The organism is Microcystis sp. M_OC_Ca_00000000_C217Col, from assembly GCF_007095585.1.
Classification (GTDB): domain Bacteria; phylum Cyanobacteriota; class Cyanobacteriia; order Cyanobacteriales; family Microcystaceae; genus Microcystis; species Microcystis panniformis.
Map to the genome: position 1 here is coordinate 1 of NZ_SFBV01000196.1, position 20,908 is coordinate 20,908.

Annotated in this window: 14 protein-coding genes and 2 pseudogenes; 6 read left to right on the forward strand and 10 right to left on the reverse strand. The window is 43.5% G+C overall.

Features of this window, described 5'->3' with window-relative positions; genetic code table 11:
- From EWV66_RS11635 to EWV66_RS11655, 6 genes and pseudogenes are all read right to left on the reverse strand, one after another.
- Positions 1-481: pseudogene (locus EWV66_RS11635) on the reverse strand (hypothetical protein); the annotation flags it as partial.
- A 273-nt stretch (positions 482-754) separates the two neighbouring features.
- On the reverse strand, positions 755-1,972 hold the full coding sequence (locus EWV66_RS11640; protein WP_052276994.1) for an ATP phosphoribosyltransferase regulatory subunit: 1,218 nt from the start codon (positions 1,970-1,972) through the stop codon (positions 755-757).
- Positions 1,973-2,152: 180 nt separating this feature from the next.
- A complete protein-coding gene (locus EWV66_RS11645; RefSeq protein ID WP_287108467.1) occupies positions 2,153-3,496 on the reverse strand; it encodes a chloride channel protein in 1,344 nt (447 codons plus the stop codon).
- A gap of 149 nt (positions 3,497-3,645) precedes the next feature.
- Positions 3,646-3,884: pseudogene (locus EWV66_RS24130) on the reverse strand (hypothetical protein); the annotation flags it as partial.
- Positions 3,885-3,988: 104 nt separating this feature from the next.
- Entirely contained in the window at positions 3,989-4,444 is a 456-nt protein-coding gene (locus EWV66_RS11650; RefSeq protein ID WP_002760875.1) for a peroxiredoxin, read from the reverse strand.
- A gap of 50 nt (positions 4,445-4,494) precedes the next feature.
- A complete protein-coding gene (locus EWV66_RS11655; RefSeq protein ID WP_052276995.1) occupies positions 4,495-6,189 on the reverse strand; it encodes an ABC-F family ATP-binding cassette domain-containing protein in 1,695 nt (564 codons plus the stop codon).
- Positions 6,190-6,324: 135 nt separating this feature from the next.
- On the opposite strand from EWV66_RS11655, the gene EWV66_RS11660 reads away from it, so the two are divergent.
- A complete protein-coding gene (locus EWV66_RS11660) occupies positions 6,325-7,968 on the forward strand; it encodes a CocE/NonD family hydrolase (protein WP_211571608.1) in 1,644 nt (547 codons plus the stop codon).
- Here EWV66_RS11660 and EWV66_RS11665 read toward each other — a convergent pair.
- The 3 genes from EWV66_RS11665 to EWV66_RS11675 form a co-directional block, all read right to left on the reverse strand.
- Positions 7,951-8,526 carry an Alr1449 family protein gene (locus EWV66_RS11665; protein WP_002794004.1) on the reverse strand — a complete coding sequence of 192 codons (576 nt, stop codon included), beginning with the start codon at positions 8,524-8,526 and terminating at the stop codon, positions 7,951-7,953. The genes EWV66_RS11660 and EWV66_RS11665 overlap by 18 nt on opposite strands.
- A gap of 494 nt (positions 8,527-9,020) precedes the next feature.
- Positions 9,021-9,980: an aldo/keto reductase gene (locus tag EWV66_RS11670; RefSeq protein ID WP_287108471.1), complete on the reverse strand. Its 960-nt coding sequence runs from the start codon at positions 9,978-9,980 to the stop codon at positions 9,021-9,023.
- 358 nt (positions 9,981-10,338) lie between these two features.
- Positions 10,339-11,832 carry an SLBB domain-containing protein gene (locus EWV66_RS11675; protein WP_185237015.1) on the reverse strand — a complete coding sequence of 498 codons (1,494 nt, stop codon included), beginning with the start codon at positions 11,830-11,832 and terminating at the stop codon, positions 10,339-10,341.
- 130 nt (positions 11,833-11,962) lie between these two features.
- Between EWV66_RS11675 and EWV66_RS11680 the strand changes: the two genes are divergently transcribed.
- Positions 11,963-14,161: a phosphoketolase family protein gene (locus tag EWV66_RS11680; RefSeq protein ID WP_052276999.1), complete on the forward strand. Its 2,199-nt coding sequence runs from the start codon at positions 11,963-11,965 to the stop codon at positions 14,159-14,161.
- Between the two features lie 68 nt (positions 14,162-14,229).
- Here EWV66_RS11680 and EWV66_RS11685 read toward each other — a convergent pair whose 3' ends face one another.
- A complete protein-coding gene (locus EWV66_RS11685) occupies positions 14,230-15,165 on the reverse strand; it encodes a 2OG-Fe(II) oxygenase (RefSeq protein WP_052277000.1) in 936 nt (311 codons plus the stop codon).
- A gap of 84 nt (positions 15,166-15,249) precedes the next feature.
- Between EWV66_RS11685 and EWV66_RS11690 the strand changes: the two genes are divergently transcribed.
- The 4 genes from EWV66_RS11690 to EWV66_RS11705 all read left to right on the forward strand — a co-directional run.
- Positions 15,250-16,377: an ABC transporter permease gene (locus tag EWV66_RS11690; RefSeq protein WP_002788931.1), complete on the forward strand. Its 1,128-nt coding sequence runs from the start codon at positions 15,250-15,252 to the stop codon at positions 16,375-16,377.
- A gap of 100 nt (positions 16,378-16,477) precedes the next feature.
- Positions 16,478-17,704: a glycoside hydrolase family 10-like protein gene (locus EWV66_RS11695; protein ID WP_052277002.1), complete on the forward strand. Its 1,227-nt coding sequence runs from the start codon at positions 16,478-16,480 to the stop codon at positions 17,702-17,704.
- Positions 17,705-17,839: 135 nt separating this feature from the next.
- Positions 17,840-20,719 carry a UPF0182 family protein gene (locus EWV66_RS11700; RefSeq protein ID WP_052277003.1) on the forward strand — a complete coding sequence of 960 codons (2,880 nt, stop codon included), beginning with the start codon at positions 17,840-17,842 and terminating at the stop codon, positions 20,717-20,719.
- Between the two features lies 1 nt (position 20,720).
- Positions 20,721-20,908, forward strand: a 188-nt coding sequence (locus EWV66_RS11705) for a hypothetical protein (RefSeq protein WP_287115966.1), incomplete at its 3' end; no start/stop codon positions are given.

Sequence of the window (20,908 nt, forward strand, 5' to 3'; positions counted from 1 at the left end):
AGGCATGGTTCTTTCCTCCTCAAATTGTTTAATTTTACTCTCTAAACTTGACTGCAATTTAGGGGATAAAGTCATCATATTGTCGATGATTTCAAACAGTTTAATTATCTGTTCCCTCTTAAACTCCTTTTCATATAATCCCCTGATTAACTTCCACTTCCACTGTTCCCGTTCTGGCAGCTTCCCAGTAGTCGCTTTTGTTTTCAGGTGTGCCATGACTATTATAGCAAAGGGATTGCTACTTGTTTCCAATTAGTCACTGATAACTGATAACTGATAACTGAATAGAGTTTGTCAGCGAAACGTTTTTTGTCTTTGCTGAAGCGGTAATTCGTTTGAGTTCTTTTTCTAGGGATTCGGGAATTTGTGTCCAATCAATTAGTTGGTGAACTTCAGGAAAGAAGAAGTATAAAAACGCTTCAAAATACTCGGTTAATGCTTCTTTCCAGGGTTCATCATAATTGGCGGTTGGTTGTTTCATAGCAAGTCGCTACCAATTGGAAAGTTAGGCACTCATCTAAATCTATTATTCCCCATAAATATCATCAATGCTACTTGTCGTCACAAAACTTCCCATTAGAGCAACCTACATCTACATCTTTGTCCTGTAGGGGCGAAGCATTCGGATAAAAAATCTACGGTTTCACCGATAGGTTATTGCCCGAATGCTTCGCCCGTACTTTTTGCCGCAAACCCTAGATAGAGTCCTATAGCAGCGGGCAGAAGGCAGTATTTTCGCCGCTTTTGCCCCCTTTTAGAGAGATTCTTCGATCACGGAACCATCTTCTTGCACCCAGGCGAGATTTTTAATCATTCGATCGCGGGCATAGGTGCGAATTTGTGCCTCGCTGCGACCACCTAAATCGATCGCCACCCTCAGATTAGGATCACTGGTGCGAAGGGAGCGAGCTTTACTAAAAGTCGCTATCTGGGCGTTATTACCCAAAGGGACAAGCAACCAGTCGAGGGGGGGAGCTTGAGTGGGTAAAGTCTGCCCCGATAATAGACTTCCGTGCAGTTCTTCGATATTCAGGGAAAAACCGATACCCGGAGCCGATTGGCCTTGGGGATGAAAAACGCCCAATAATTGATCATAGCGTCCGCCCTGGCCTAAAATACTGAGATTTTGCTGGTGATCACTAACCGCCTTAAAAACGATGCCGGTGTAGTAATCAAAGGTTTGAATGAGACTTAAATCGAGAATTAGGGGGAAAGGACTAGAGCGATCAGCATTAAGCAGCTCTACTAGGGATTTAAGGTTATTAACGGCTTTTTGGGCTGATTCTTCCTGGGCTAATAGGGCCACTTGTGCGAGGACATCCTCAGGATTACCGCGCAGATGAAATAATTGTCGGGCTTGCTGCCGGAGGATTTCGTTGGGATAGGGAAGATTTTCGAGGCTAACGTAGTCGAGGAGGGCTAAACAGCGTTTCACCTGTTCCCGTAAGGGATCCGGAAAGGGAGAAAGTAGCGAACGAGTCAAACCCGCTTCTCCTAAAATAATCTGCCAGTTAGGGACGGCCAAACTATCGAAACAGTCGGCCAGGAGCAGTAAAATCTCGGCATCGGCTAGTAAACCGCCAGAAAAGAGCAGTTCTACCCCCGCTTGATAGAATTCCACTTGACGACCGTGATAACCGGCACTAGGGCGACGAAAAACGTTGGCCCGATAACAGAGACGTTGGGGATAGGACTCCCCACTCATGCGGGTGACGGCACTACGGGCAATGGAAGCGGTTAATTCGGGGCGTAATCCCGATAGTCCTTGACTATCCCCGTGCAGTTGGATCACGGTGCTGGGATCGATCGCACCGCCTGCGGTGAGGGTATCGAGCCATTCAATGGTGGAGGTGACGATCCTTTGATAGCCCCAACGCTGAAAGACAGACTGAAGGCGATCGTTAATCCAGCCTTTTTGGGTAACTTCTAGGGGTAATAAATCCCTTGTCCCCGCCGGGGGTTGATGAATCATGGGAGTTTGCTAATCAAAATCGGTGGCACTGGTCAGTCCTATTTCACTTTACGACAAGTTGGGTTTAAAGCAGCAATTCTAAATTTGCCCTGTAGCAAGGCTTGTGGGGGTTAGTTCCCATAATACGGGGTCAAATTCAATGGGATTGCAAATTTGATTTCAATCCCCTGACGGTGGCTTCTAGCGGAACATTGCGCGCAGGGAACTGGAGAGTTGATTGGCTGCCCGTGCGGCCACCAATCCCGAAAGGGCGGCGACGACCACTGTAGCAAGGCAGGTTAGCTGGGCCGCCCCCGGGCCACCCACCCCCAGCACCATCGCCACGGCGGTCAAAGGTAGGCGATAGCCGCCGGCAATGCCGGCCGCTGCCCCTGCCGCACCCGCCAGATCCCCCGAAATCTCAAAGGTGGTGGCGAACACCCGGCCACTGAGGTCGCCGATCGCCAGAAAAGGGACAAACACACCACCACAGCCCCCAGCTAAAACGGCAGCGGTGGTGGCGGCAGCCCGGAGCAGAGCTACCGCCAACAGGTGGTAAGGAGTCGTTTCAGTGTTTTCGGCCCAGACGATAGCGGCTCCCCCTGGACCAAAAGCCGCTGCAGGGGTCGCCACCTGTCCGATCACGATCGCCAAGAATAGCATCACCAGGCCACCGATCAGGAGACGAGTGGCGGGCCTGTTCCGCAAGCCTCTGGCCCAGTAGATCGCCTCACCGGTGAGGGCTGTAATCGTGCCAGCGATCGCTCCGATCAACAAAGTAGCACCCACCGCATCCCAGAAGTCAGTCGGGGCAACCTGCGGCACCACCAGCCGGATCAGTTGCAGCTTAAAGGCAACGTTGACTCCCCATCCCACCAGTCCCCCGGCTAACATCGCCGCCACTCGCTCCGGGGTGATCGGAACCTGGCGTCGCTGACTCAACTCAAACATAAAAAAGCTGCCCACCAGAGGGATTCCCATCAGAGCAGAAACACTTGCCGCACCGCCACCGATGGCCAGGGGACGCACCAGTTGACGCAGGGCTGGATTTATGATACCTAACCAAGTTCCCGTCGCCACGCCAATATGAGCCGCTGGTGATTCGGTTCCCATGGGCGCGCCCAGCCCAACAGTGGAGAGGATGGCCAGGGCGCGCAACGGTGCTAGATTCCAGGGGAATCGCTCTTCCGCGCCGGATGCGTTGACCACGTCACCGGTCAGATCGGCGCGAGCAATGTCATGGGGGAAGGAGTACCAGGCCATGAGAGAACCCCAGCGGCCAGAGGCAGTGGCCTCCCGGGGAGCTAAGGTCTGCACGGGTTGCCCCCTACCCAGTCCAAACAGGACTAGCACTGCTAAGGTAACGCCCACCAGAGGCAGCAGCAGTAGCCAGACACTATCCAGTCTAGAGGCAATCCAGAGGGTTTGCTTAATTGCCTCAGTCAGCAGCACCGCGGCCAGAGAGCCGATCAAACCGCCGAGCAGGCCGCCAACAGCCCATGGGCCTACCCTAGTTAACAGAAGTTGTAGTTTGTTATTTAGCATCGCGCCAAGAAAGGTGAACTTTTATCGTTCCTATAGCAAGTCCATTGGAGTCGTCAAGCAAAACACCCTGAAAGTCTTTACTATATAGTTAGTAAAAGTATAGTCAATTATAAACAGACTGAATTCCATTTGAGAAATTCCCTTCACTTTTACTTCGAGAGATTAATTCTCCTTGGCTGAACTACGCACCTCTCTATCCCATAGCTGAACGGATTTGGGAATGCTTTTCTTAGGATGTTGTAACTTGAAACCACTACTCAACGGATTTAGTATAAGTTAACATTTCAATTAGACGGTTATAAGGAATAACGACAAACTTTTGGGTGTTAGCTTTGCCTATGTTAGCCTTCTGTTTCCAGCCGTCATTTTTGCCAATAACTAAAGCAGATTGAGGGTGTGTTAGTCAAAATTAACACACCATTAATTTTATTTTTAAGTCAGAACTGTCCCAATTATGGGATAGATGTTTTAATTTCTTGCATAATCATCAACCTAAAAAGATTTAATCGTGTTCAAAGATTCGGTAACGTGAGCTTTAAAATCTAACATAGAATCGAAAATATGTCTGACGATTCCCTCTTGATCAATGATATAGGTAACTCGTCCGGGGAGGACGAATAAGGTAGAGGGAACACCGAATAATTTACGGACTCGGTTATCGCTATCACTTAAAAGGGTGAAGGGAAGATTATATTTTTGGGCAAATTGTTGATGAGATTGGGGACTATCGGCACTAATACCAATAACTTCCGCACCCGCATCGGTAAACACTTCGTAACTATCGCGGAAAGCGCAGGATTCTGCGGTACAACCCGGAGTGTCATCTTTGGGATAGAAATAAATGACTAGGGATTTTTTACCGATTAAATCGCTGACATTAACCGTTGCCCCTGTTTGGGAAGGGAGAGAAAAATTGGGAACTCGATCGCCTACTTTTATAGCTGCCATAAGATTAATTAATTGAATAGATAATCGTGGATAGGGTGATACTTTACATTCTAACCTTTTTTGGCCTTTTGTTTAGCCCGTTTCGCGGCAGCTTTAGCGGCTTTTTCTGCTTCAATGCGTTTTTGTTCGGCTTTTTGTTTTTCTTCGTCTAGTTTTTCTAGATAATAGTGATAATCTCCTGCATAGACAATTAATTCCCCATCCCGAATCTCGACAATTTTGTTAGCTACCTGGGAGATAAAATAACGATCATGGGAAACAATTAAAACCGTGCCTTCATAAACTTTTAAAGCCGATTCTAACATTTCCTTGGCGGGAATATCGAGGTGATTAGTGGGTTCATCGAGAATTAATAAGTTAGCGGGAGCAAGTAACATCTTGGCTAAAGCAAGACGCGCTTTTTCGCCACCACTCAAAGATTCTACTTTTTTTAATACCGTTTCCCCACTGAATAAAAATCGCCCTAAAAGACTGCGAACCTCCACATCTTTCCAATCGGGAACTTCATCATGAATGGTATCTAAAACAGTTTTAGTTAGGTCTAAAGCTTCCGCTTGGTTCTGCTCAAAATAACTAGGAATAACGTTGTGTTTACCGATTTCGATCGAGCCTTCTGTGGGAGCTTCTAACCCAACAATTAAACGTAAAAGCGTGGATTTTCCTGCACCATTTGGTCCTAAAAACGCCACTCGATCGCCCCTTTCTATTTCCAGATTTGCTCCCAAAAAGAGAATTTTATCATCGTAAATGTGAACAATATTTTTAATAGTTACCACTTCCCGACCACTACGCACTGCTGGAGGAAACTGGAATTTTAAGGTACGCACATCGGCAATTGGTGCTTCAATTTTTTCTACCTTTTCTAATTGTTTTTCCCGGCTTTTTGCTTGGGTACTGCGGGTGGCACTGGCCCGGAACCGATCCACGAAAGCTTGCTGTTTTTCTAGTTCTTTTTGCTGACGTTCGTAGGCACTTAACTGAGCAGATTGTTGTTCGTATTTTTGCTGTAGGTAGGCAGAATAATTACCTAAATAAGTGGTAGAAACTCCCCTTTCAGTTTCGACAATTTTGGTACAGAGACGATCAAGAAATTCCCGGTCGTGGGAAACTATGACCATGGGAGTGGTTAAATCCTTGAGGAATTTTTCTAACCATTCAATGGTTTCTAAGTCTAAATGGTTAGTCGGTTCATCGAGGAGTAAAATATCGGGAGTTTGCAGGAGAATTTTACCTAAACTCATCCGCATTTGCCAACCACCACTAAAGGAACTTACCAAGCGATCGCCGTCATCGCTAGTAAAGCCCATTTCTGGTAAAATTTTCTCGATGCGCGCTTCTAATCCGTAACCATCTAACGCTTCAAATTGTCTTTGTAGGCGATCCAATTGATGAATTAAGCGATCTAATTCTTCGGGATCAGCTTTTTCCATGCGCTGGGGAATTTCTATTAGTTGATGGTGGACTTGATTCGCTTCTTGAAACACCGTCCAAAATTCCTCCCGTACCGTCCGACGGGGATCCACTTCAAATTCTTGGGTAAGATAGCCGATATGGAGACTGGTAGGACGGATGATCTCCCCGGCGGTGGGTTCCACTTCCCCCATAATAATTTTCAGCTGGGTGGATTTTCCGGCCCCATTGACTCCCACCAACCCGATGCGATCGCCAGTTTTTACTTCCCAAGTGACATCTTTTAACACTTCTCCCGTCGGGTAAATCTTACTAATTCTCTCTAGTCGTAGCATCGCTGATTTTTCTCCAGTCCTAGGCAGTTGAGGCAGTCCGCCTCTATTGTAACATTTAGTTAAGCTTTATCTGGTCTTTGTCAAGTTTTCTCGATTGAGCCACCCGACAGTATTTTTGATCTGAAAGAGATAATAATGTTTAATCCCTACCCCATAAAAAAAGAAACGGCTAGTTTGATCACCAAAGATGGCATTAGTTTAGCTGCCGATATTTATCTTCCCGATAGTAGGGAATCTTTTCCCATTTTACTAATGCGACAACCCTACGGAAAAACGATCGCTTCCACGGTGGTTTATGCCCATCCTAGCTGGTATGCACGTCAGGGTTATATTGTAGTAATTCAGGATGTCCGGGGACGGGGAAACTCGACGGGAAATTTTAATTTATTTGCCCATGAAATTAGCGACGGATTAGAAACCATTGAATGGGTTTTAACTATTCCTAATAATACGGGTGTGGTGGGAATGTATGGTTTTTCCTATCAGGGAATGACTCAATTATACGCCGCTACTAATGGTCATGCTGCTTTAAAAACTATTTGCCCAGCAATGATAGCTCACGATTTATATCGAGATTGGGGCTATGAAAATGAAGCATTTAATTTACAATATAATCTCGCTTGGGCAATACAATTAGCGGCGGAAACAGCTAGATTAAAAGGGGACGAAACTGCCTATCAAAAACTCTGGGTAGCTTCCCGAAATTTACCCCTTTTTGATCCTATTGCTGCCTCTCCCCAAATTCTGCAAGATTTAGCTGCTGATTCTTTTTATCACGATTGGATTACTCGTTATCTTCCCGATGACTATTGGCAAAATTTATCACCGCAAAACCTGTTAAAAAATATCGATTTACCGATGTTACATATCGGGGGTTGGTTCGATCCTCATCTCCGGGGAACTTTGGGTTTATACCAAGAAATGCAAGCGCGTTCTATCTATCCCCAACAGCTAATTATTGGTGCTTGGACTCATCTACCCTGGGGGAGAAAAGTAGGAGAGATAGATTATGGTCAAGAGGCAATTAGTCCCGTGGATAAAATGCAGCTGCAATGGTTTGATTATTTCTTAAAAGGTCAGGAAACGGAATTATTAAAAAATCCTCCTATGTATCTATTTCAAATGGGGTCTAATCAATGGCGATATCTGGAGAAGTTTCCCAGAGAAAATCAGCAAATTTATTATCTTGCTAGTCAAGGTTTAGCCAATCTGCGCGAGGATGAGGGGAAATTAAGCGCGATTTTGTTAGAACCTGCGATCGAGGATACCATCGTTCACGATCCTTGGCGACCAGTGCCATCTTTAGGAGGTCATAGCGCCCTACCGGGGGGAATATTCGACCGCACCATGCTAGACTGTCGCAGTGATGTGATTACCTACACTTCTCCCCCCCTAGGGAAAGATTTAACGATTTTGGGCAGTCCCCGTCTGGATTGTTATTGTCAAGCAGATGCGGTTAGTTTCGATATCTGCGCGGTGGTTTCTCAAGTTACCCCCGATGGTCGGGTTTTTAATATCACTCAGGGTTATAAACGGGTAAATAATCCCGAATCGCCCCTAAATATTGCCATGCAAGCCACTTTTATCACTATTCCTCAAGGTCATAGCTTGCGTTTGAGTCTCAGTGCCTCTTGCTTTCCTGCACATCCCGTCAATGCGGGGACCGGCAGCTATCCCCACGCGAGTCGGGCGATCAATTTTTCTATTATCACAATTAAGGTTTTTTGTCAAGGAAATTTTCCTGCAAAATTGTTATTACCTTTAGTCGGGGAAAGCTAAACCGCTGCGGGGATCGCGAATGTATAAACCTAACACCAGCGAGGAGATAACCGTATCCCAGACGGGGGTGAATTTGTCCGCATCATCGACCCAATAATCCATAGTAATTAAACATTGAACACCAGAACCAATACCCACGGCAATGCGCGAATAAGCTGGTCGATTTTCTTGGGGGTCGATGAATTGAATTTGCACCCAAACAATGCGGACAGTTTGGCGTTTTTCTTGGATAACTTCGCCAATTTCGTGAGGATTGCGGCTATCTTCACGAGCTAATTTTTTGACCATTCCTTTCAGGGGCAATTCTTTCCAATCTCCGGGGGGAAGTAAATTATAGGAAACCTCTAAACGACAATCATCATTGGGGGGTTTTCTATCCAAAAAACGAAAGGAATTATCATCGGGTTCAAAATGCCAATCTTGAGGAACTTCAAAGCGAACTGCACCGCGACCAGCTACAAAAATACTATTACCCGGACTAGATTTCCAGTTATGATCTGGATTTAAGTCGAGGGTTTCTTTAATCCATTGCAGATTGTGTTTTTTCGATTTAGCCATAGGGATAATCCTGCGGTAAGAATCGGACTATAGCTATCATTATACAGGCTTTTTCCTAAGAATTAAATAGGGTGCATCTCACTTTTGTAAATCTACTAAGTAAAACGTAGGGTGCGTTACTAACGCACCACCTATCATCAACTAAGTAGCCAGTTACAATCAAAGAACAGGAACTGAATCTCACTTTCGTAAATCTACTAAGTTGGGATTTGTAAAGGGAACTCTCTTTTAAAATTGGGCGTTACTTTCGATTTTATCACTCAATCCAAGCTTTTGGGGGGTTCTACCCCCCAAACCCCCCGTTGGGGTCGTGGCGCCGCCCCCAAACCCCGGAGCGCATTAGTTTTTCGGTGGGATGCTTAGACGCGATTGTTCATATTTTTGTACCAATTTAAGAGTCACTGATAATTGCTGATTGTCGGTATTTCTGCAAATGTTGAGATGCACCCACCAAAACTTCTGTCTTCACCATTAGGATAACTGCTGCATAATTTTTAAAAATCCCACAGCACAGGATTATCATCCAAGAAATCAGTTACCTGTTTACCAATATTATCAATTAATTGTAGGTCTTCTGGGGTTAAATTAATTGTCATTGCTTGAGCGTTATTAACTGCTTGAGCGGCATTTCTTACCCCAGCAATTGCATTAGTTTGGGGTTGTTTAATTAACCAAGCAAGAGATAATTCAGCTAGGGAACAATTATAGCGTTTAGCAATGGGTTCTAATTGAGTTAAAGCCGCTTGTACCCTCTGAAAGTTTTCGCCATGAAAGAGTTTATTTTTAATTCTATGATCCTCCGCTGCCAACTGATAACCATTTCTAAATTTTCCTGTTAATAAACCTTGGGCAAGGGGAGAATAGGCCAAAATAGAAATATTATTCTCTATACAATAGGGCATAATTTCCTTTTCTACCGAGCGCCAAAAGAGAGAATAGGGAGGTTGAATACTCTCAATTCTGCCGTATTGACTGGCTTCTTCCAGTTGAGAGCGGGAGAAATTGGAAACCCCTATAGCTCGAATTTTTCCCTGTGCCTTTAGATAATTAAGAGCGGCCATAGTTTCAGAAATAGGCACTATTTCTGTGTTCCATGAGCCACTAGGCCAATGAATTTGGTAAAGATCGATATAATCAGTTTGGAGGTTTTTTAAAGAGCGCTCGCAAGCTGCGATAACTTGCTCATATTTGAGGTGATTAGCAAAGACTTTGGTGGCATAAATTACCTGTTCTCGCACATCGGCTAAAGCTTGAGCGACAATCAATTCTGAGTGACCTTCCCCGTAGATTTCGGCTGTATCTACAGTGGTAATTCCTGCCTCAAAAGCTGCACGAATAGCCTTAATACTTTCCTCATCTTCAATACCTGCCCACATCTTTTTTCCTGCTTGCCAAGTACCCACAAGAAGGGGAGTAATTTCTATATTAGTCTGACCGAGATAGCGTTTTTGCATAACAGTTTTTTTGATGGGTTATGTATGCTTAGGGTTTTAGTCGGGTTTAGGGTTTAAAATCTCAGCTAAAGAGGACTAAAGTGACAAGGATAAAAACCTTTACCAGTAGGGGTGTAAAGAACAAACTTAACAAGCCACAAAAAAGACCTAATAAGCGGGTACTGAGGCTAATTATTTCGCCTTGAACATTATAGCTAATCGACAGGGCGATGAGGGCTAGAGTAAGGAGAAAAATCATAGTTTTCTTTCCTGAGTCTATTGAGCAGAAAAGCCGTGACTGCTCACGACTTTTTGCCGTTTCTATATCTATTATTAGCTCGATTACTGGGCTAATGACATCGGGGTAAAGTGAACTTTTTTAACGGAAAAGATTTAAAAATCCGTTGAAGAGGCCTGTCAGACCGGTAAAGGGACTTAAAACCGTGCCGAGGGTGTCGGTGGCAGAGGCCAGACCGCTACGATGAACCACAACCACATCATTATTGCGGAGAATCGGGTTAGTTTTCTCGTTGATACCCTGGGAAAAATCGATGTTAATTGAGTTTTTGGTGACAGTCCCGTTAGGATTGAGACGAATTAATTCCACTGTGGACTGATTGGCGCGACGCTTATCAAAGTCTCCTGCGGTTAAAATTGCCTGATTGAGAGGGGTATTGGGAGGAACTTCAATTGTCCCCGGTTTTTTCACCTCCCCGACCACTTTCACGTTAATGGTTTTGGGGGCAAAACTGGCCGATGCTAGGGTTTCCGATTCCTTGGCCGAGATTTCAGTAGCGGTGGGGATAATCACCGTATCCCCTTCTTGGAGGATGATATCAGCGGTCATATCGCCTTTATCGAGCAAACTCCAGAGATCTACGGGGATTTTCTGCTGGGAACCGTCACGGGTGTAACGCAGCACTTGCACCTGTCGGATATCGGCGAGGGGTTTGATACCTCCCGCTTCTTGGATAGCTTGGGTTAGTCGGGCCGGTTGTCGTCGAATTCCCCGATTATTCTCTGTGGTGACGGTGTTAACTTGATTGGGGACAATGCGATGGGACCCCGGACGATAAACTTCTCCCACCACAGTAACATTAATTTCTCGATCGCTATCTAGTCCAAAATTGGCATCAGCTAATTGATTGACTTCCCCGACGCTAAGGGTCGTTTTAGTGGGAATAACGATGCTATCACCATCTCTAAGGCTAACATCTTGGGTTTTATCGCCTTTTTGGATTAATTGCCAGAGATTGGCTTGAATTAGCTGTTCTTGTCCCTTGAGGTTGCGTCGGATTTGAACTTGACCAATATCGGCCACGGTGGTTACTCCCCCCGCTTGCCGGATTATTTCGGTCAATAGGGGCGTTTTTTGGCTTTGTTCGGGGTTAATTGTATAAGTACCCGGACGATTGACTTCCCCCGCGATGGCGATTTGCAGAGGCCGGGGAGTGAGAATGCTAACAGTAACCACGGGACGTTTGAGATAGGTGGTGTAACGTTTAGCGAGGGTTTGGCCGGCTTCGGTGACGGTCATTCCTTCCACTTTGACGCTACCAATCAGAGGTAAAGTTAGGGTTCCATCGGCTAAAACAAGGAAATCGCCGCTTAAATCCGCGACTTGGTAGATGGTGACGCGCACTTTATCCCCTTCTCCTAGGGTGTACTCTTTGCTTTCTGCGGGGATAGGAGCAATCGCCTCTTTAGCGGGTGCAGCGCTACTAGGAGGAGTAGCTTGGACTGGGCGAGCTTCTAAGGAAGTTAGAGGGGCAATAGTGCCGATAATTAATAGATAACGCAGTGATTTGCTGATTAAATGCTGTAATTGGCCGCTATTTAACATGATCAATAGGATTAATTTTATCGTTAACATTGGCGATTAGTGTAGCACAAATAGTCGATCGCCTATGGAAACCCCCTGTAATATCGCATCTATCGAGAGTTACCGCTAACTGTAAGATAGTTTTAATGATTGCCTGTATGTAAAGGGGTATATTAATTTTATGACAGCTACTAGCACAATTCCCGATTTTTGTCAAGGGATAAAATATTTTGGGACTTCCTTACCCGAATTTGATAAATATGCAGGAAAAGCCGCTATCGCTGAGGGAAAAACCGCTATTATTGCCGCTAATGACCCAAATGCTATCTATCAAACTCTCCTAGCCGCCGATGCTTTGCGTTACCTCACCCTGCAAATCACCGCTACCAAAGAATCGGGACACCCCGGCGGTTTTGCCAGCGCTGCCGACGTAATTGCCTCTTTGATGATGTTAGGCCAGAAAAATATCTTCACCGAAGTGGGCCATCATGCCCCCGGTTTTTATAGTAACGTCTTTCTCGATCGCTCTCTCGAAGCCATGGGCATCAGCAACGTCAGGGAATTGGGAGAACGTTTTCGGGAAAAACACGGACTTTTAGGGCATCTTTCCGGACAAATCCCCGGACTGCTCGGGCCGGCTGGTCCTTTGGGCCAAGGCCAACATTTCGCCATGGCGGCGGCCAAATTACACCCTAATACCCTTTTCCCTGTGACTATCGGGGATGGTGGTTTAGGAGAACCGTATATTATGAGTAGTTTCGGTCATTTTCACACTGCTTATCCAGAAATTACCAATTTTCTGCCGATTTTAGTTTGGAATGGCTATTCCCAAGAACACCATAGCATGGTGTCCCTGAAAACTAACGCCGAAATGGAAGCCTATTGGCGCGGTAATGGTTTCGAGGAAGTGATTCTCATTAATGCCAAAGACTTCGATGATGCTAATCAAAATGGGGAATATGTAGATAGCACCAAATTCTCTTTTAACCAGCGTCTGGAGTTCATGAAAGCGGTGTTAATGGCCACGGATAAAGCCGCCCAATTAGCCCTAGGTGGTAAACTAACGGTGATCATTATTAAACAACTTAAAGGGGCGGGAGTTCACAAACGGGGAGCAGCTTCCCATAATCTTTATCCGGGAGATTCTTTAGAAAAAGATTATATCGTTACTGCCTTACAAGAACGCGCTTTACCCCCTGAAGCTTGGGCAATTGTTCGTACTAATTTCGAGCGCTCTGGAGGGGGTCCAGCAGCGGAAACAGTGGTAACGGAAAAAGTCTTCCCGCTGCCGGATTTAGGAACCTTACCGATGACCGAATATACTGTGGGTGGCGATAAAAAAGTGGCCACCACTGCTATGGGGGAATTTGTGGTAGCTGTGGGTAAAGCTGACCCCAATTTTGTCGTCACTAATGCTGATGGTAATGCCGCTTCGGGAATTAATAATATTAACGTCGGTTTAAAGATTATTCACCCCACCAGCGATGATACCTATTTCCAGAGTCCGAAAGGTCAAGTTTATGAGCCTTTAAGCGAGGATGCCTGTGCCGGATTAGCCGTCGGTTTATCTCTCTTGGGAGCGCGGACTTTATGGTGTTCCTACGAGTCTTTTGCTATCAATGGTTTACCGATTTGGCAGACTGTAACCCAAGCGATGGCCGAGTTACGTCGTCCCACCCCTTCTACTATTACTTTATTCACCGCCGGAGCCTTGGAGCAAGGACGTAATGGTTGGACACACCAACGCCCAGAGATTGAAAATTATTTCGCCGCTATGATGCGAAATGGTAATATTTTCCCTCTCTTTCCCTGCGATGCTAACAGTATTCAAGTCTGTTATGAATGGGCGTTAGGAACCAGCAATAAAGGCATTACAATCACCGCTAGTAAATCGCCTTTACCGGTGCGAACCACCTTTGAGCAAACCCATCAAGCTTTAGAAAAAGGCGGCGTAATTCTCCAGGAATCGGAAGGCAGTAAAAAAGTCGTTTTTGCCGTCATTGGTGATATGACTTTATTACCCGTCTTTGAGTCTGCACAACAGTTAGAAGCAGCGGGAATCGGTGTAAAAATCGTCTCGGTAATTAATCCCCGTCGTCTCTACCGTCCTAGCGATGTGATGAGTGAAACTAGCTCGCAAGCGGATAATAATTTCCTTGATGATGCTGGTTTTGATAGTCTCTTTGCTGGTGATGCTGTAATCGGAGTAACCGGTGGTACAAGTGCCATGTTAGAACCGATTATGTTACGCAGTAATGCGCGTCGGGATGTCTTTGCTTGGAAACGGGGAGAAACCACCGCCAGTGCTGGGGAAATTATGGCCTATAATGGCTTAACTGCCAATGCTTTAACTGCGCGTGCTACTCAGTTATTAGGTTAAGTTCCCAGTTAGTTTTTTTGGTTATTCCCTACTTTCCAATCAAAGAAAGTAGGGATTTTTTTCTCAGGTCATTTTCGCCAACGGAGTAAACTTTTAATAATTTGCCATAGGCGAGGATATTGGAGGGATAGATAGCGTTTAATATGGGATTTTAAACTAACTAAATCCTGAGATTCTTTCAGTTCTCTATCTTGATAAAAACGAATTAAATCATCCCGTCTTTTCAATAAAATTTTAATTTGTTGGTAATCTTCCGAGCTTAAAACTTGATGGGGTTGAATATTTTCTGGCAGCGGGCGCGGGATGTAAAAAGTTGTATGAGATGGGGATAATTCTTCGATAGGACGTTCTTTGCTATAGAGATAGATAGAAAGAGATTTCCGGGATAAATGCCGTTGATTTTCTGGTAAATTAATCTGAGAAAATCCATGCCATGAATATTCATTGGTTTCAAAAATAAGACAACGATTAAAGATAGGTACAAAAGATTTAATCCTATTCTCTTCCGGTTGACGAGGATTGGAATGTAACTCTAGATTCCCTCCCCAATCTGCTTGCCATTGGGGATTTAAATAGATTAATAAATTCAAGCGGCGATGATACCAGTGACGCTCATCAAGGTTAAAATCAATGTGAGGGTCTAATTCTTGACCGTGTAAATTTTCGTGGGTTCCACCCCCATAAAAACTAGGGTCTGGAATTAAATTATCGATACCAGTTAATTGGGAAATTAACTCTAAAAACTCTTGAGCTTGAACGTAGCGGCCAAACTGTTGATAAACACCCCCCAAACCGATTAAATCCTCATTAACCGCCTTCCCGCCAACTTTTCCTAACTCACTAATGGCTTTTTGCGGATTAAAACTCGGAAAATTTTCCAGCAAAATTTGCGCTTGCTCCCTAACTAAAAAATTATCGATGACCAAATGCTTAAACGGTTGCGCTGTCTCAAAATCTTGACGATAGACAGAAGATTTCTCATAAACAAGGGGATTGATAAACATTAGACAGCTTTTTTGTTGGTATGATGAATTGTAGCAATCAAACTAGCAAAATAAAGATTAACTCTCCTATTGACCTCATCGCCTATGGACTGGTGGCACAAACTCAAAGATAATCCTCTCGCCCGTTGGGGAGCAGTTTTACTGTTAATCTTCTATTTAAGCGTAATGGCGGCGGATTTTGTCGCTCCCTACTCTCCCTACTCCTCTCAACCCGGTCAGTCTCTCCTCCCCCCCACCCAAATCTTTTGGCGCTCGCAGTCGGGAAGTAACAAGGGTGAGTGGATTGGCCCCCACGTCTATCCCACCACTCAAAGTGCTATTAATATAGAAACTGGTGAGCGGAAGCTAATTAGAGATTTTAACAACCCCTTGCCGCTGCGTCTCTTGGTTAAGGGTGAAACCTATAATTTTGGTCAAATTCGCCTACCTTTGCCGCCAAAATGGGAGGAAGTAACTTTATTCCCCGGTATCCCTTTTGATCGCCATCTGTTCGGGGTCATCGGCGATGGTAGAATCAATATATTGGGAACTGACGAATCGGGACGCGATAGTTTTAGTCGCTTGATTTTCGGGGGCAGAATTAGTTTATTTATCGGTTTGGTCGGGATTTTAATTTCTTTCCCTATCGGTTTATTTGTTGGTGGCGTTTCTGGCTATTTTGGCGGTTGGTTAGATGCGATTTTAATGCGTTTTGTGGAAGTTTTAATGACTATCCCCGGCATATATTTACTCGTGGCTCTGGCAGCCGTTTTACCCGCAGGATTAACCAGCACCCAGCGCTTTTTATTAATCGTCCTGATTACTTCTTTTATCAGTTGGTCGGGATTAGCGCGGGTAATTCGCGGTCAAGTTTTATCCCTGAAAGAACAGGAATTTATTCAGGCTGCTAAAGCTATGGGAGCAAAACCTCTTTATATTATTCTGCGTCATGTGCTGCCCCAAACTGCCAGTTATATCATTATTTCTGCTACGTTAGCTGTGCCGGGGTTTATCGTGGCCGAATCGGTTTTAAGTTTAATTGGTTTGGGAATTCAACAACCGGATCCTAGTTGGGGAAATATGCTTTCTTTGGCTACCAATGCCTCAATTATTGTTCTACAACCCTGGTTAATTTGGCCACCTGCTTTGTTAATTATTCTCACCGTTTTAGCTTTTAATTTACTCGGTGATGGTTTACGCGATTCTCTAGATCCTCGCAATTTAGAGAGATAATTTAGTTATTATCAGTTATCAGTTATCAGTTATCAGTTATCAGTTATCAGTTATCAGTTATCAGTGAACTGATAACTGTAAAGTCTCCCCACTTCCCATTATGAATAAAATCAGTAAAAGTTTTAATAATTTCGCCGATAGTTTGGTGATTTATAGTCAAAGATACGGAAAAATAAGCTGGGTAATATTTTTAATTATCTTTGCTTGTATCATGACGATAACCTTTAATTATCCGGCACAATCGACCAATCAACCCCAAGAAAAACCCGAAATTCGTGGAGTTTGGTTAACTAATATCGATAGTGAGGTATTATTTAAACCGCAAACCCTAAAAGATGCCCTTGATAGGTTGGCTGATTTAAACTTTAATACTATTTATCCCACGGTCTGGAATTGGGGTTATACACTCTATCCTTCTAAGGTAGCAGAAAAAGTGACAGGACGAGCGATCGATCCCCATAAGTCTTTAAAAAATCGCGACTTTTTAGAGGAAATAATTAGCCAAGGTCATCGGAAAAAATTAAGAATTATTCCTTGGTTTGAATTTGGTTTTATGGCTCCTGCGGATTCAGAATTAGCCAAACGACATCCCGATTGGTTAACCCAAAGACAGGATAAAAGCGTGATTTGGTGGGAAGGAAAAGTGCATCAACGGGTGTGGTTAAATCCCTTACATCCACAAGTACAAAACTTTATTACCGATTTAGTCAGCGAGATTATTACTAACTACGATATAGAAGGAATTCAGTTTGATGACCATTTTGGTTATCCCGCCGATTTTGGCTATGATGAAACCACAATTAAACTCTATCAAAGGGAACATTCGGGACAATTACCACCGCAAGATTACCAAGATAAAGCATGGATTCAATGGCGGGCCGATAAAATTACTGACTATATGAATAGTTTGGCCCAGACGATTAAAAAGCAGCAACCTAGAGCGATTATTTCCCTATCTCCTAATCCCTACACTTTCTCCCTAGAATCCTATCTTTTAGATTGGCAAAAATGGCAAGAAAAAAACTTGATTGATGAATTAATAGTGCAAGTGTATCGAACTGATATGAACGCCTTTGACTGGGAATTATCCCAACCAGAATTACAGCAAGCTAGACAATCTATCCCCGTAGCTATTGGGATTTTATCTGGTTTAAAAGGTCGTCCGATTCCGATGGTTAATATTACTCAACAAGTGGAAAAATCGAGACAACAAAATTTTGGTGTTTCTTTCTTTTTCTACGAAACTTTATGGAATATCAGCAATGAATCCCCTTCCTATCGACGCAGGATTTTTCGGGAAATACTCCAGTCTGCTAATCCTAGCTAAAATGGCTGACTTTAAGCGAAATTATTGCCCTAACCTAGTCATAGTTTCTTAAGTTTATCTTTAAATTAAGAAAAAGCAGCAGGGAGAAACTAAAATCGCTAGAATGAAAAAAGACTCTCCCTTATCACTTTATCCATGTTGATCAGACATAACCGAAGCTCGATCGCTAAACCTATTTTACTGTTTCTCGGCTGCCTTGTGATCGGGGAGTTGGGGATATTAGTTTTAGCCAATAGCCTCTGGTTTACCGAGATGGGTTATTTAAACACTTTCCTGAAACAATTGTCTTGGCAACTAGGATTAGGTTGGGGAAGTGCGATTCTTTCTCTACTCTTTATTTTTACTAATTTACGTTTAGCCCAGCGTTTTCGTTGGCAAAAACCCAAAGAAGATAGTTATCCTCTTAGTCCTCAATCTCCTAGTATTAATTTACTCGGCCTTTTGATTATCACAACGGGAATTGGAGCTTGGATTGGGTCAATGTTATTGTATTACAGTAAACTAGCCCTCAGTCTCTGGACACCAGATTTTAATCTCCCTAACCTTAGTTCTTCCCTAAGTTCTCCTCTGCAAATAGTTTGGATTAGGCAAGTATTAACCGATATTTCCAGTAATCTTTGGCAAGGGGTAATTATCGCTTTTTTAGTCTTGGGATTATTAATTAAAACCGAGTATTTTTTGCGAATAATATCTATAGTATTAACTGTCATGCTATCTTTTATTATTGCTGGGCAGTGGGCGAACTTTTTAAAATATTTTTATGGTGTTCCTTTCAATATTAACGATCCTCAATACGGGAATGATTTAGGTTTTTATATCTTTCAATTACCCCTGTGGCAGTTACTAGAATTATGGCTCGGTGGTGTGGGAATATATACTCTTTTTGCTGTTAGTTTAACCTATCTTTTTTCGGGTGATAGTCTTTCTCTGGGAACATTTCCGGGGTTTTCTCGTCCGCAACTGCGTCATTTATACGCCCTGTGGAGTGGGTTAATGGGGCTGCTAGTATTACACCATATTATTCAGCGTTACCTGCTACTTTACTCTCCGGAAGGGGTAGTTTATGGTGCGGGTTATATCGATGTTCATGTTGGTCAATTTATTGAAATTATTCTGGGAATTATTGCAGGAATAACCTCTATATGGTTAGGAGAAAAAGCATTATTTGGTAAAAAAGACCGTCGCAAGTTATACAAAAACACTAAGAAAAAGTTGGTATTTTACCCCTACTTAGTTCCTGTATTTCTCTATTTAATTGTTTGGATAAGTGGCACAATTATCAGTGGACTATTACAAAGAACTGTCGTACAACCGAATGAATTAGTGAGAGAAAGACCCTATATTGAAAGAAGTATTCAATCCACAAGAGCGGCTTTTTCCTTAGATAGAATTGATGCCCAAGTTTTCGATCCACAGGCCGAATTAAATGCCGAAGTTTTAGAGAGAAACCATCTAACTATCGATAATATTCGTCTTTGGGACACCAAACCACTGCTAGAAACTAACCGACAATTACAGCAAATTCGCTTATATTATAAATTCCCTGATGCTGATATCGATCGCTATCGGGTACGCGTAGGACTGCCTGAAAAAATCGAGGAACGTCAAATATCTGAAAAACAACAGACCATTATTGCCGCTAGAGAATTAGATTATAGTGCGGTTCCCACTTCTGCTAACACTTGGGTGAATAAACACCTCGTTTATACCCACGGTTATGGGTTCACTCTTTCTCCGGTTAATTTAGTAGCTGCTGCGGGTTTACCTTACTATTTTGTCAAAGATATCGGCACAAATAAAGACGAAGGAGCCCTCCAAACTTCTAGCGAATTAATTGATTATAGTATTCCCATTGGTAAACCCCGCATTTACTACGGGGAATTAACTAATAATTATGTGATGACTCCCACCACCGTAGAAGAATTGGATTTTCCTAGCGGGGATGGAAATGTCTATAATACCTACGATGGAAAGGGAGGAATCTTAGTGGGGAAGGGGTGGAGACGTTGGCTATTTGCCCTTTATCTGCGGGATTGGCAAATGTTATTTAGCCAAGATTTTACTCCCGAAACTCGCTTGTTAATGCGTCGTGATATCCAAAATCGCGTGCAAACTATCGCACCTTTTTTAAATTATGATCGCAACCCCTATTTAGTAGCGGCAGATGTGGGCGATAGTAGTAGTAAATTACATTGGATTATTGATGCTTATACTATCAGCGATCGCTATCCCTATTCTGACCCGGGGAAAGATAAATTTAACTATATTCGCAATTCGGTGAAAGTGGTAGTGGATGCCTATCATGGAACAGTGAATTTCTATGTTGCCGATGAAAATGATCCAATCATTCAGACGTGGAGTAAAATCTTTCCTCATCTCTTTAAATCTTTAGCAGAAATGCCAAAAACTCTCCGCAGTCATATCCGTTATCCCGAAGATTTATTTAGTACCCAAGCAGAAAGATTATTAACCTATCACATGACCGATCCGCAAGTATTTTATAATCGGGAGGATCAATGGGAAATTCCCCTAGAAATTTATGGCACGGAACCCCAGGCTGTATCACCCTATTATTTAATCATGAAACTGCCCGATTCCGACAAAGAAGAATTTATTCTTCTCCATCCCTATACTCCCTCTAGTCGGCAAAATTTAATCGCTTGGTTGGCAGCTCGTTCAGATGATAGAGAGTATGGTAAGTTATTGCTCTATCAATTTCCTAAACAAAGGTTAGTGTACGGGCCGAATCAAATTGAGGCTTTAATTAACCAAGATCCAGATATTTCTCAACAGATTTCTCTTTGGAATCGGGACGGTTCTAAAGTTTTGCAAGGACACCTATTAATTATTCCCATTGAACAATCGCTGCTTTATGTAGAACCTTTGTATCTAGTGGCAGACCAAAATAGTGTCCCGACAATCGCTAGAGTAACAGTTGCTTATCAAAATAAAATTGTCATGGAACCAACCTTGAAGGAAGCTTTAGAAAAGCTATTCCAACGTCATCAGAGTTAAATTGCCGCTAATTGGCCACAAATTAGCAAGAAAGCTGATGCTGGTTCCAGAACGATCCTCAATATCCCCGAATTTGCCCAGAAAATTGCCTGCTCTGGTTAATCAGCCAATTTCAAAATCCAGTATCATTAAAGGATTGAGTTATTCTTTTAATTGGAAAAGTGGGCAATTAATTCTGTGCGAGATGAA